Origin of the sequence: Kitasatospora sp. NPDC048298 (assembly GCF_043201465.1) — a bacterium.
Taxonomy (GTDB): Bacteria; Actinomycetota; Actinomycetes; order Streptomycetales; family Streptomycetaceae; genus Kitasatospora.
In genome coordinates, this window is record NZ_JBICYZ010000077.1 from 36,222 (window position 1) to 47,746 (window position 11,525).

At 72.1% G+C, this 11,525-nt stretch carries 14 protein-coding genes; 2 read left to right on the plus strand and 12 right to left on the minus strand.

Annotation, left to right across the window (positions count from 1 at the left end):
* Positions 1 to 194: 194 nt before the first annotated feature.
* The 4 genes from ACGF0D_RS37145 to ACGF0D_RS37160 are packed head-to-tail and all read right to left on the minus strand — an operon-like array spanning position 195 to position 3,909.
* Complete coding sequence (locus ACGF0D_RS37145; RefSeq protein ID WP_392924024.1) at positions 195 to 1,193, minus strand: hypothetical protein; 999 nt, start codon at positions 1,191 to 1,193, stop codon at positions 195 to 197.
* Positions 1,190 to 2,062 (minus strand): hypothetical protein, encoded by an 873-nt coding sequence (locus tag ACGF0D_RS37150; protein ID WP_392924027.1) that lies wholly within the window; start codon positions 2,060 to 2,062, stop codon positions 1,190 to 1,192. The genes ACGF0D_RS37145 and ACGF0D_RS37150 overlap by 4 nt, the downstream gene beginning before the upstream one ends.
* Positions 2,059 to 2,886, minus strand: coding sequence for a hypothetical protein (locus tag ACGF0D_RS37155; protein WP_392924030.1), 828 nt, complete (start codon positions 2,884 to 2,886; stop codon positions 2,059 to 2,061). The genes ACGF0D_RS37150 and ACGF0D_RS37155 overlap by 4 nt, the downstream gene beginning before the upstream one ends.
* Positions 2,887 to 2,937: 51 nt before the next feature.
* Positions 2,938 to 3,909 carry a hypothetical protein gene (locus ACGF0D_RS37160; protein ID WP_392924033.1) on the minus strand — a complete coding sequence of 324 codons (972 nt, stop codon included), beginning with the start codon at positions 3,907 to 3,909 and terminating at the stop codon, positions 2,938 to 2,940.
* A gap of 363 nt (positions 3,910 to 4,272) precedes the next feature.
* On the opposite strand from ACGF0D_RS37160, the gene ACGF0D_RS37165 reads away from it, so the two are divergent.
* Both ACGF0D_RS37165 and ACGF0D_RS37170 read left to right on the plus strand, forming a co-directional pair.
* Positions 4,273 to 4,914 carry a hypothetical protein gene (locus ACGF0D_RS37165; RefSeq protein ID WP_392924036.1) on the plus strand — a complete coding sequence of 214 codons (642 nt, stop codon included), beginning with the start codon at positions 4,273 to 4,275 and terminating at the stop codon, positions 4,912 to 4,914.
* Positions 4,911 to 5,639, plus strand: a complete 729-nt coding sequence (locus tag ACGF0D_RS37170) for a helix-turn-helix domain-containing protein (RefSeq protein WP_392924039.1) — start codon at positions 4,911 to 4,913, stop codon at positions 5,637 to 5,639. The genes ACGF0D_RS37165 and ACGF0D_RS37170 overlap by 4 nt, the downstream gene beginning before the upstream one ends.
* Here ACGF0D_RS37170 and ACGF0D_RS37175 read toward each other — a convergent pair.
* The 8 genes from ACGF0D_RS37175 to ACGF0D_RS37210 all read right to left on the minus strand — a co-directional run bounded on the left by ACGF0D_RS37175 (position 5,612) and on the right by ACGF0D_RS37210 (position 11,434).
* Complete coding sequence (locus tag ACGF0D_RS37175; RefSeq protein ID WP_392924042.1) at positions 5,612 to 6,271, minus strand: class I SAM-dependent methyltransferase; 660 nt, start codon at positions 6,269 to 6,271, stop codon at positions 5,612 to 5,614. The genes ACGF0D_RS37170 and ACGF0D_RS37175 overlap by 28 nt on opposite strands.
* Before the next feature lie 113 nt (positions 6,272 to 6,384).
* Positions 6,385 to 7,149, minus strand: a complete 765-nt coding sequence (locus ACGF0D_RS37180; RefSeq protein WP_392924045.1) for a CPBP family intramembrane glutamic endopeptidase — start codon at positions 7,147 to 7,149, stop codon at positions 6,385 to 6,387.
* Between the two features lie 155 nt (positions 7,150 to 7,304).
* Entirely contained in the window at positions 7,305 to 7,730 is a 426-nt protein-coding gene (locus ACGF0D_RS37185; RefSeq protein ID WP_392879552.1) for a low molecular weight phosphatase family protein, read from the minus strand.
* Positions 7,727 to 9,184 carry an ASCH domain-containing protein gene (locus tag ACGF0D_RS37190; RefSeq protein WP_392924048.1) on the minus strand — a complete coding sequence of 486 codons (1,458 nt, stop codon included), beginning with the start codon at positions 9,182 to 9,184 and terminating at the stop codon, positions 7,727 to 7,729. Before ACGF0D_RS37190 ends, ACGF0D_RS37185 begins: the two co-directional genes overlap by 4 nt.
* Before the next feature lie 131 nt (positions 9,185 to 9,315).
* Positions 9,316 to 10,164, minus strand: a complete 849-nt coding sequence (locus ACGF0D_RS37195; RefSeq protein WP_392924051.1) for a helix-turn-helix domain-containing protein — start codon at positions 10,162 to 10,164, stop codon at positions 9,316 to 9,318.
* Between the two features lie 31 nt (positions 10,165 to 10,195).
* On the minus strand, positions 10,196 to 10,726 hold the full coding sequence (locus ACGF0D_RS37200; RefSeq protein WP_392924053.1) for a DUF6879 family protein: 531 nt from the start codon (positions 10,724 to 10,726) through the stop codon (positions 10,196 to 10,198).
* Positions 10,650 to 10,961: a hypothetical protein gene (locus ACGF0D_RS37205; RefSeq protein ID WP_392879542.1), complete on the minus strand. Its 312-nt coding sequence runs from the start codon at positions 10,959 to 10,961 to the stop codon at positions 10,650 to 10,652. The genes ACGF0D_RS37200 and ACGF0D_RS37205 overlap by 77 nt, the downstream gene beginning before the upstream one ends.
* A 194-nt stretch (positions 10,962 to 11,155) precedes the next feature.
* A complete protein-coding gene (locus ACGF0D_RS37210; RefSeq protein ID WP_392879540.1) occupies positions 11,156 to 11,434 on the minus strand; it encodes a DUF397 domain-containing protein in 279 nt (92 codons plus the stop codon).
* Between the last annotated feature and the right edge of the window lie 91 nt (positions 11,435 to 11,525).

Sequence of the window (11,525 nt, forward strand, 5' to 3'; positions counted from 1 at the left end):
GGCTCTCCTGTGGTCGTTCGGGTGTGCGGTTCTCCGGTGTGTGACCACCGTAAGTGGGGGTCGTTCACGGGCTGGTGCGGGAAATATCCCGATCTTGTTCCAGAAGGCGGGGACGAACAGCCCGGGGAAACACGGCGGGGAACGCGGCAGGGCCGGCCCCCCGAGGGGGAACCGGCCCTGCAGCTAAAAGGGGATCAGGCCAGAAGGTCCGACTGGAGAGTGACGACCTGTCGGAACGGCGCGATCGGGACGCCGGCGGGGTTGGTCATGGTGATGACGGCGAGGAGGTCGGAGGCGGAGAGGTAGGCGACCCGGGCGGTCGGGGTGCCCTTGGTGCCGGCCGCGGTGGACTCCACGGTGGTGAGGCTGACGCCGTCGAGGGTGTCCCAGTCGTCGTGGGGGGTGCTCTTGGTGTCGGCGGCGGCCTTGGGACGGCCCTTGCCTCGCAGGTCGGCGAAGGCGTCCCAGGACTCCTTGGAGGAGCCGAAGCGCAGCAGCCGGATCTGGGTGCGGGTGCCGTCGGAGGCGGTCCACTCCCGGACGGTGGCCGCGCGGCAGGCGTCCTCCAGCAGCAGGACCCGGGCCTTGACCGCGTCCTGCTGCTCGTCGGCGAGCGCGTCGCAGGGCACCCACGGGGCGACCTCGGAGCCGGGAGCGGGCGTGGCGGAGGGCGCGGCGGCGGAGGCCGAGGGGGTCGGCGCCGGGGAGGCGGTGGGCGAACCCGAGGCGGTGGGCGCCGGGGTGGGGGCCGGGAAGACGGGCGGGGTCAGGGAGCCGCCGGCCTCCTTGGGGGCCGGCAGCAGCAGGTGGCGCAGGTCCGCGTGGTGCAGGGACGTGCCCCGGCCGTCCGGGGCGTTCTTCCCGGCGGGCAGGGGCGGCAGGGTCAGCGGCGCGAAGGTGTAGCGGCCGTCGCTCGCGGTGGCCAGGCCCGGCAGGTCGGTGCGGTCGGGCGCGGTGACGGCCAGGGCGGTGCCGGTGCCGGCGAGGGCGAACACCAGGGCGGCGCAGCTCAAGCGCACCGCGGCCTTGCGGCGGCGGGTGCGGCGGGCCGCCTGCTCCGCGAGAACGGCGGGGTCCACGGGGGCTTCGGGGGCTTCGGGGGCGGCGACGGGCTCGGCGAGCGCCGCCAGGACCGGATCCGCCTCGGGAGCGCTCCCGGGCGCGGGCGGCGGCGGGGTGGCGTGGTCGGTCATACGGACGCTCCCGGGCGGGCGAGGCGGTCGAGCTGGAGGGTGAAGAGGGCGACGATCTTGTCCTTGGGCAGCGGCGCCACGCCCTCGGCGCTCATGATCACCAGGAGGTCGCCCTCGGCGGCCGAGCACTCCAGGTAGTCGATCGGCGCGGACGGCGGCGCGGGCATCAGGTAGCAGTGCGCCTCGGGGTGGCCGGGGATGGCCGGGCCGATCCGGAACAGGCCGGTGTCGCCGGTGAAGACCGCGGTGTACTCGTTGATCCGCTGCACTTCCTGCTGGTTGAACTGGCGCAGCCTCAGGCCGACCACCAGGTCGTCCCCGGCGGCCCGGTAGGTGCGCACACCGGTGGCCTTGACGTGCATGCTCTCCCAGTAGGAGCGCATCTTGTCGCGCTTCTCCTTGGGGAGTTGCTGGAGATCGGACTCCAGCTCGGCGGACAGCTGCTCGCCGTTCAGCTCGGTGTCGTTGCCGTAGCCGCCGTCGTCCGGGCCGAGTTCGTAACCGGCCGGGACGGGCAGCAGCAGGTCCCGCAGCGAGCCGAAGTGGCTGCCGTTGGACTTGGCGCCGTACGGCGTGGCGGTCGCGGTGGGGGTGGGAGCGGTGGACGGGGCGGCGGCGGTGGCCTGCGCGGGGTCGTCGTACTGGGTCTTGATGATGCCGATGCCGATGGCCACGCCGACCAGCGCGGCCGCGGCGGTCGCGGCACCCGCGCGCAGCAGCCGGCGGGACGCGGGGCTCGGCCCGGCGGGCCCGGCGGGGTCAGCGGGCGCGGCGGGGTCGACCGGCATCGCGGGTTCGGCGGTCACAGCGCCGGGCGCCGGCTCGGACGCGCCCGGGGCGGGTGCGGCGGTCACGGTGTCGTCGTTCATACCAGCCGCTCCCACTGCCGCTTGGCGATGTCCTTGAGGATGTCGGGGTTCACCGGCTGGGCGGCGAAGACCTCGACCTTCATCTGCAGCGGGCCGCGCTTGGCGTAGGCCTCGCCGAGGTAGTACGAGTCGTTGCTGTCGGCCCACTGGCGGGGCGTGGCGTCCACCTTGTAGCCGCCGCTGGCGCCGTCCGCGAAGGCCGGCCAGCTGGGGGACTTGGCCATGTCGGCGTGGTCGGCGGTGTACTGGATCAGCGTGACGCGGTAGCGGACGTCGTCCTTCTTCCAGGCGACCTCGGCCGCGCGCCGGAAACCGCTGGAGATGAGCTCCTTGAACTTCTTCGCCTCGTTGCCGCTCTCCTCGGCGAGTTCGCCGATCGAGATCCAGGCCGGCTTGTCCGGGAAGTCGGCCCAGGCGGTGCTGCCCTCGGGGGCGCTGATCAGCAGCTTGGTCAGGTCGCCGTCGATGGCGAGCGGCTTGGGCTGCTCGGCGGCGAGGGCGGCCGGGTCGACGGTGTCGGCCGGGTAGGACGGGTGGGCGACCTGGAGCGGCGGCAGCGGCGTGGGCGGGCGCTGGGCCTGCACGGCGTAGCCGATGCCGCCGCCGACCAGGGTGCCCAGCACCAGGGCGCAGGCGCTCAGCAGCACAGGGCGGGGGCGGCGCGGGGCGCGCGGGGCGGGGGCGGCCTCGGCCGTCAACTGCTCGTCGGGGAGGGCGGGTTCACTGCTGTCAACAGCGATGGGCGGGGCCGCGGGCGGCGCGACGGGCGGGGCCGCGGGCGGCGGCGGAACGGCGGGCGACGGCTCCGCGGGTTCGGTGGTCATGGAAGTGGCTCCAGAGGAGGAAGAAGAGGAAGGGGCGGACGGGAGCCGGGCTCAGCCGCCGGTGGTGAGCCACTCGCGCTGGCGCTTCATCAGCTCGTTCAGCAGCGCCTTGTCGGGTGTCCCCTTCACGTCGACGTCGATCGTGTACTGGACGTCGCCCTGGCTGGAGATGCCGCTCATCGAGCCGGTGTACGACTCGTGCTTGGGGGTCTGCAGGTAGCCGTGGCCGCCCGGGTCGCCGTCGATGTCGAACGGCTCCAGCGACTTGATCTTGTAGCCCTTGACGAAGTCGCGCGCCATCGCGGTGGAGCCGAACTGCAGGATGGTGACGGTGACTTCGGCCTTGCCGTCGGCGGTCCGGTACATCCGGGTCGCGCCGCCCTTGTAGCCGTACGAGCCGAGGATGTCCATGATGCCGTCCTGCTTGCCGAAGAGCGCGGAGACGTCGTCGTTGGTCAGGGTCATCCCGTCCGCGGGGCCGTAGGACTCGCCGCCGGCCGGGATGGGGAGCAGGAAGTAGCGCAGGTCGCCCTCGTGCTGGCCGTTCTTGACCGTGCCCTTGACGGTGCTGGCCGGGGCGGGCTCGGCCGGGACGGCGGTGGGCACCGGGACGGGTGCGGCCGAGGGCGTCGCACTCGCGCCGGCGCTCGCACTCGCGCTCGCACTCGCACTCGCCGCCTTCGGCGGGGCGGAGGCGGCCACGGCCGGGCGGGCGTCGGGCTTGCCGACGGCGACCGTCACGGCGGCGCTGGCCGCGGTGACGGCGAGCAGGCCGGCGGTGGCCAGCGCGACGCCCACAGCGCGCGGCAGCCGGCGCGGGGCGGGCTGCGGTGCGGGCGCCTGCTCCGGCGCGGGCGCGGCGGCGGCCTCGGCGTCGGCGGCGTCGGCGGCCTCGACGTCGGCAACAGCGGCGTCAGCAGCGGCGACGCCGACAACAGCAGCGTCGGCAGCGGTGTCGGCGACAGCCGGTTCGGCCGGTGCCGGTGGCCCGGCGGCGGCGCCCTCGTTCTCGGGCTCGGGCAAAGGGATCCCCCCAGGAAGAATGCGGAATCTCACGCGCGGGCCCCACTCCCCCATCGGGGTTCTCCGGGGCTTCCGTCACGCGTGTCGGCAGGAATTATGAGAGCCCGCCGACACCACTGCCAACAAAATCAACCACCACACTTTCCCCCAATGTTCGACGAATCGGACACACCGTGATCGAACCGCAATGGGCCGCTGTCCTGCGGTGATGACACAGAGTCGACACATCGATTCGAACACCGGCCCCCGGCCCCCGGCCCGTGACGATGTCGCGGTCCCGTCACCGCTCGGCACGAAGGCCCGCCCGCGGGGCCGCCACGGCGTCGGAAACGGGCAGGGGAACCGGGGGAAGGGGGACGAGCCGTGGCGAGCAGCAAGGAACGCGACCGCCGGTGGGCGCGGACGGCCGCGGCGGCGGCGCTCACGGTGCCGGCCGCCGCCGGGGTGCCGGCGGTGTGGGCGTGGTCGCAGGACGAGCCGGTGGACGGGCGGCTGGCGTGGCTGTGCGCCGCCGCACTGGCGGTGGGCGTGGCCGCCTGGGTCCCGCTGCGCCGCAGGGCCGGCCGCGGCGCGCACACGGCGATCTGCCTGTGGGCGGTGCTGCTGCTGACCGCCGTCTGGGGCACGGCGTTCGCGGCGGCCCAGGCCGTCCACACCGTCCGGGTGCGGGCGCACGAGCCGCGCAGCGTGCCGGCGGTGGTGACGCACTGCCGGGTGACGGGCCAACTGCCGGTGGAGGGCGGCGGCCTGGGCGCCAGGACGTACGGCTGCACCTACCGTTGGAGCGTGGACGGACAGCAGTTCGACGAGGAGCGCCCGGTCGACGGGCCGTACCCGGACGGCCACGAGACCCGGGTCTGGCTGGAGGACGGCGGGCGGATGGTCACCGGCCGGCCGAGCCCGCTGGGGGTCCCGTTCTGGAGCGTGCTGGCCCTGCTCGGGCTGGCCGCCGCGCCGTACTTCGCCGTCCGCCTGGCCGGGCGGGCCCGGGAGGCGGGCCTGTGAGGGCGGCGGCCCCCGCACGGTTCGCCGTCGGGCCCGGGTACGCGCTGTACCGGGGGCCGCTGGCGGACAGCGCCTTCCACCGGCACGCCACCTTCCAGGTCGCCGTCGCGGGCGGGGGTGCGGGGCGGCCGGCGATCGACGACGCGGCCGGGCAGCGCCACCGCGGCCCCGCGATCGTGGTGCCGCCGATGGTGCGCCACCGGATGCGCCCGGTCCGGGAGGTGCTGGTCTTCTTCGTCGACCCGCACTGCGCCTTCGCCGACCGGCTGCGCCAGGACTGCGGCGAGGGCGTCACCGTGGCCCCGCAGTGGCGCGGCCTGACCGAGCGGGAGGTCCGGCCCGGTGGCGGGCGGCCCGCCACCGGCCTGGACCCGAGGCTGCGGACGGCGATGGCGGCACTGGCCGACGACCAGGTGCCGCTGGAGGGTCTCGCCGCGCGGGTCGGGCTGTCCCCGCAGCGCCTGCGGGCCCTGGCGCAGCGGCAGTTGGGGGTGCCGCTGGCACGCTGGCGCAGCTGGCAGCGGCTGTCCCGGGCGGCGCTGGCCCTCGGCGACGGGTGCTCGCCGGCGCAGGCGGCGGCCGCGGGCGGGTTCGCCGACCAGGCCCATTTCACCCGCTGGATGCGGGAGTTGACGGGGTTGACACCCACGCAGGTGCTGCCCGCCCTGCGCGGGACGGAACTTGGCCGGGCGGGCGCTCAGCCGCCGGCCCGCCGCGCGGTGTAGAAGGACATCGACCCGGTCACCGTCGCGACGGTCTCCACCTCGCGCACGTTCTCGAAGCCCGCCTCGGCGATCAGCCGGGGCAGGATGCCGTCGGCGTTGGGCTGGGTGTCCTGCTTCCCGTCGACGAGTTGGACGATCCGGAAGGCCAGACGCATCGCCGGCGTGCGCTGCTTGCCGTAGTCGGCGATCACCAACTTGCCGCCGGGGCGCAGGGTGCGGTGCATGGCGGTGAGGATCGCCCGCTTCATGGGGAGCGGGCACTGGTGCAGGACGAGGCTGGAGACGACGGTGTCGGCCCTCCCGGGGCCGACCAGGCCGTCCACCGCGTCGCCCATGCCGTTACGGAAGTCGGCGGTGCCGCCCGCCGCGGCGGCCTTGCGGCGGGCGAGGCGCAGCACGGCGGGGTCGGGGTCGACGCCGATGACGGTGGCCTGGGGTTCGGCCCGGCCCAGCAGGAGCGCGAGGGAGCCGGTGCCGCAGCCGACGTCGACGATCAGATCGCCGGGCCGGGGGGCGGCGTGCATGGCGAGCAGGCTGCGCCAGAGGCGTTCGCGGGTGAGCGAGACGATCGGGTCGTACAGCCCGAGGGCGAGGCGCCCGGCGGCGGGGGTGAAGGTGTCGGTCGTGGTCATCCACCCAGTGTGGGCGGCCGGTTGGGGCGGAGTCTTGAACGATTCGCTCGCGACTCGCTCGCGATTCGCGGGCGGCCCCGCGTGCTCCGCCGGGCCGCCCGGCAGGAAGCGCTTCAGGATGGGGCCGGGGGGCGCACCGCTCCCGGAGGGCCAGGAACCGGAACCGTCGGAGCTCGGAGCAGCAGTACCAGTCCCAGTGCCAGGTCGACGACGACGCCCAGTGCCTGCAGCCAGTCGGGCGTCTTCCCGGGCGAGTAGATCTCCAGGTAGTCGGACAGCCCGTGCACCAGGACCAGCGGCCAGATGCTCCCGATGTACAGGCGCGCGCCGCACAGGCAGAAGCCGAACGCACCGGCCTCCAGCACCTGCCACAGCGTGTTGCCCAGGGGGGCGTCGAAGAACAGCCAGTTGTCGAGGTGCCCGACCCCGAACAGCACCGCCGTCAGCCCCGCCGCACGCACCGGGCCGAGTGGCCGCGCGACCTCCAGCACCAGTGCCCGGCTGCCCAGTTCCTCGCTGACCCCGATACTGAGCATCAGCACCACCCCGCCCACCAGGGTCGCCGTACTGCCCTCGATCCCGGGCAGCGCCGCCAGCCCGGCCAGCGCCGCTACCGGCAGCAGAGCCGGCCAACGCGCCGTGACGCCGAGGCTCGTCACCCCACCGGCCGCCAGCAGCCCCCAGGCCCGGAGCAGCACCAGCACCACCACCACACCCGCCAGGTTGACCACGGTCGGCCCCAACTGCGGGAACCATCCGGGCTCCATCGGCGGCAGCGACTTCGCCACCACCACGATCGTCGCCTGCCAGAGGACCGCAACCCCGACCGCCCCCAGCACCGGGTTCCGGCGCACCCGACTCCCCCATCGCGTCAGCACGCCTCGATGGTAGGCGGGAAGAGGTCAAGTCAGCGTCAGTTCAGCCGAGTTGGGCCAATCCGCGAAGCGAGCAGTGCAGGGCCCGGCGCACCGGCCAGGCGGGCGGCCCCGCATGCTCCGCGGGGCCGCCCGGCAGGAAGTACGTGTTGTGCCGGTCAGGCGGTGTGGAACAGCCGGGCCGCGTCCTGGATCTCCGCGACGGCCCGGGCGAAGTCCTCCAGTTCGCCGCCCCACGGGTCGGTGATGCCGGTGCCGAGGACGTGCACCGGGCGGTTGGGTCCGGCGAGGGCCTGGACGGTGTCGGCGGTCTCGTCGTCCACGGCGAGCAGGTCGTCCGCCCAGTCGATCTGCTGCCGGTCGAGGAGGACGCCGCGGTGCGCGGTCAGGTCGTAGCCGAACCCGGCGGCGGCCTGGATCATGAGCGGGTGGGCGGGCCTGCCGAGGTGCCAGTCCCTGGTGCCGGCCGAGCGCACGTCGAGGGTGCGCCCGGCGCGTTCGGCGAGGATCAGCGCGGCGATCGGGGACCGGCAGTGGTTGCCCTTGCAGATCACCAGGACGTTGCGGCGGCGCGGGGAACTCACCGGGGGTCCACCCGCTCGATCTCGAAGGTGAGCACGCCCAGCGCCTCCTTGTGGGGCGGGAAGATGGCGTGGATCGCTTCGAGCTGTTCGGCCTCGGTGGCGTGGGGGTTGACGGCTTCCACCCGCTCGGTGCCGAACATCTCCCCGAAGGTGCGGTACTTGCCGATCCGCGTGACCTTGGTCAGGCAACTCGACTCGCGGCAGGTGAAGTTGATCAGGTCTCCGACCCTGATCCGCTTCATCGACTCGTAGGCGACGCGGACTTCGACGGTCTTCTCGCCCTTGGCGATCAGGTCGAAGTACTGCCGGTAGATCGGCATGGTGCGGGGGCGCTTGGCCTGGGAGTCGTGCGTGGCGGGCCGGCGGGTGCTCATCAGGTGTTCCAATGCGGTTGTGGTGTAGGACCGGAAGAAGTGCCTGGGGTCGCTCAGCACGAGTTCGCCGAGACCCGTCAGCGCTTCGAGGTAGTCCTCCTGGGTGCCGGGCCAGGCCGAGGGGTCGAGCAGCCACGCGGGGGTGGTGTCGTCCGGGGCGGGTCCGGTGTCGGCGGCTTCGCGCAGCAGGCTCTTCGAGAGCTTGCCGCCGTCGCTGCCGAGGATCTGGGGAGTGAAGATCCGGACGGGCAGGGGTCCGGCGGGCAGGCCGAGGACGGCGTGCGCGCCGTCGACGAGCTGGCAGCCGAAGGCCCAGTCGCCGCCCTTGACCATGACGTGCAGGGTGCGGTCACCGGGCCGGTAGGAGCGTTCCTTGACGACGTTGCGGTAGAGCGTGGCGAGGTCTACGTAGCCGCCGCCCAGCGGGGTGATGTCGGCTTCGTGGCGGCCGTGTTCGAAGCAGTGCGCCTCGAACAGGCCGCCGGCGTCGTCCAGTTCCAGCAGCCGCGTCCGGTCCGCGTACTTCTCCGCCCACCCGCACTCGGGGCAGGGCAGCCGGATGTGCGCGGTGCCGCTGTTCGGCGACAGCCAGGTGCCGATCTCGTCGAGGAGTTCCAGCGTCCGCAGGAACTCGGCCCGGAAGGCCGGGGTCGCCTGCTGGCGGGTGTAGGTCGTGACCGTGTACGGCACGTTCGTCCGGGCGCGGCAGGCGTCGAACAGCGGCAGGTAGTGCCGGGCGACGAGCGAAGAGATCGCGTCGGCGCCCAGGTGGTGGGCGTAGGCCCGCTGGTAGCGCCGCCCGTCGAAATTGGTTGTCTCCGCCGGGGAGTTGTCGAGCGCGCAGAACTCCACGCCGGTGTCGAGGCCGAACTCGTCGCGGGCGCGCTCCGCAAGGAGGAAGGCGAGGCTCTGGACGAGGTGGGTTCCGAGGTGCGGGTGCCCGTTGATCTGGGTGCCCACGGAGAAGCTGACGTTCTCGATGTCGGAGTCAGAGATGCGCGGCCGCAGGACGTCCACGGCGTCCTCGACGGCGTTGGCGAGCACCGTGTTCGGGGACCGGAACGTGGAGATGGCCATCATGCGCCTCCCTCGGGTCGGGATGATGCGGCAGGTGAGGTGGTGCGAGAGCGCCGGTCGACGGCGGGGTGCGTGACAGACCGTAGGGGCCCCGGCGTGGCACTCTCAACGAACTTGCGCCTTCTTGCGGTTCATCACTCCATAGAGGCAACGGCGGCGGTGATCAGCGCCCTGGCCTGCACCCCGTACACGGCCATGCCGGACAGGCCCATGAAGGCCCGGACGTAGTCCGTGACCTCTCTGGGCTGAAGCACGTTGACCTTCGCCGTCAGGGTCTCCACCGCCACCCGCTGATCGTCGAAGAGGTAGAAGGCTTCAAGGGGCCAGATGGCTCGCGGGCCGCAGGCCGGGATGATCCCGATGGAGACGGAGGGCAGCGACATCAAGGTGAGCAGGTGGCGGAGCTGAGCGGCCATGTCCTCCGCGCTGCCGATCCTGGTTCGCAACACCCACTCTTCGATCAGGACCGCGAACCGGCGTGTCCCCGTGTACATGAGCCGTGCCCGCGCCAGACGCGCCGGCACGGCCGCCGCGACGTCGTTCGGGGTGCCCTGGAAGTCCGTGATGGACTGCATGAGCGCCGTGGCGTACTCGGCGGTCTGGAAGAAGCCGGGGAGCACGTTGGAGACGTAGATCCGGAAGAGCCTCGTACGCTCGTAGTCGCTGATGACCTTCTCTTGCGCGAGCCTCATGCCGGAGCTGTTCCGGCGCCTCCACTCCTGGTACATCGAGTCAGCGGCACGGGATGCCGCGATCAGGTCCGGGATCCGGTCTCCGGCGTCGCAGGCCGTGCACCAGGCCCTTATGTCGTCTTCCGACGGGGCGGCCTTGCCGGACTGGATGCGAGAGGTCTTGGCCGGATGCCAACCGCACAGGGCGGACAGCTCACCTCCGTTGAGGCCGGCGTCCTTGCGGATCTCGACCAGTTGGTCGGCGATGGCCTTCCGTGCGGCGACGACGCTGGACGAAGACGACGATGGCATGTGCTGTCCACCCGGGCGGTTCAGAGCTGACTCAGACCTCGAAGTCCTCGTGGGGTACCGCTCGTTCCCACACGGCCTCGAAAGCCCTCGCGCACAGATCCACGGTGGCCGGTTCCTCGGTCATCACGTTCCGGGGAGCAGCCCACTCACCGTCGCCGGTGAACAGGTTGAACCGCACGACCCGGCTGTCGAACAACCAGAAGTCGGCTCCCGGCAACGCCAGGTCCAGCGCCCGGCTCCGGGGCAGCCATCGGATCTGCTCACCGGCCGTGATGTTGGTGAACGTGTGGGAGTGCTCGTAGCGGATGTACTCGGTGACAGGCTCCGACACGATCCGGGCACGCCGAATCGTCACCCCACGGGCGATGGTCTCCACCACGAAGTCATGGAACGGATGCCACCACTCGGCCCGGTTCTCCAGGGAGTACCGGTGTCCGGCCTTCCACGCGGCGAACTGGTCGGCCTCGTCGCCGACGCTGTACTGATCACGCATCTCCAGATGCACGGCCGACTTCTTCGTCTTCCGGAGCAGGGTCCTGAAGTCCGGCACGTTCGATGGCATCGCAAGCCTTCCTGATGAAGGGGATCATTCGCTCGGGAATACTGATCACGGACTCGTGGTCAGGTACGCCGACCTTGTGCCCTGCAACCCACTCGGTCTCGTTGACTTCTGCGAACTCGGCCCCTGTGACGGTGTCGCTCTGGATCACGAGCCGACGCCGAGCCACGTCCGCCCAGACGGTGGGCGAGCCTTCCTCGTTGGTCTCAGGGTCGATTCCGAAGAACTCTAGGCCCATGGCTACCTCTCCTGTCGCATAGCTTGCGCATCCTTGCGCCCGGAGTTGACGTTCCTGTCAGCATCCCGCGCCCGAGGCCGCCTTGTCAGGCGTTTCATCTCCCGATGAAATGCCTGCTCAGCAGACCGGCCGGACTCACTCCTCATGGTGATCGAGCAAGGTAGAGACCCAGCACGCCGCCGGTAAGAGGTACTTCAGGAGCTGGCCGGGAAATCGCCCGCCTGGACGCCGGCAACGAAGGACCGCCACGCCTCAGGGGCGAAACGGAGGACCGGGCCATGGGGATCCTTGCTGTCCCGAACCGGAACGACGCCGGCGACACCCTCGGCGACTTCGCCGCAGTCGCCGTCGCCGTTGCCGGCGCTCGACTTGCGCCAGGTGCCGTGGAGTTCCGGGGCAACCTCGATGCAATCGCCTTGACCGTTGCTGTAGGTGCTCTTGCGCCAGACGGTCTCGTGGCATCGATCTCTCAGAAGGCATCCGCAATCCGCTTGCGGCGTATGACTTTTCGCTGTTCAGGCATGGTGTGTGGGGTTGGGCGGCAGGGTTTCGGCGTCGGGTTGT

Coding starts and splice junctions, on each gene's coding strand:
- ACGF0D_RS37175 (WP_392924042.1), bottom strand. CDS start 6,271: ATGACCACGACCGACACCTTCACCCCCGCCGCCGGGCGCCTCGCCCTC.
- ACGF0D_RS37205 (WP_392879542.1), bottom strand. CDS start 10,961: ATGGGCCTAGAGTTCTTCGGAATCGACCCTGAGACCAACGAGGAAGGC.
- ACGF0D_RS37200 (WP_392924053.1), bottom strand. CDS start 10,726: ATGCCATCGAACGTGCCGGACTTCAGGACCCTGCTCCGGAAGACGAAG.
- ACGF0D_RS37190 (WP_392924048.1), bottom strand. CDS start 9,184: ATGATGGCCATCTCCACGTTCCGGTCCCCGAACACGGTGCTCGCCAAC.
- ACGF0D_RS37150 (WP_392924027.1), bottom strand. CDS start 2,062: ATGAACGACGACACCGTGACCGCCGCACCCGCCCCGGGCGCGTCCGAG.
- ACGF0D_RS37155 (WP_392924030.1), bottom strand. CDS start 2,886: ATGACCACCGAACCCGCGGAGCCGTCGCCCGCCGTTCCGCCGCCGCCC.
- ACGF0D_RS37195 (WP_392924051.1), bottom strand. CDS start 10,164: ATGCCATCGTCGTCTTCGTCCAGCGTCGTCGCCGCACGGAAGGCCATC.
- ACGF0D_RS37145 (WP_392924024.1), bottom strand. CDS start 1,193: ATGACCGACCACGCCACCCCGCCGCCGCCCGCGCCCGGGAGCGCTCCC.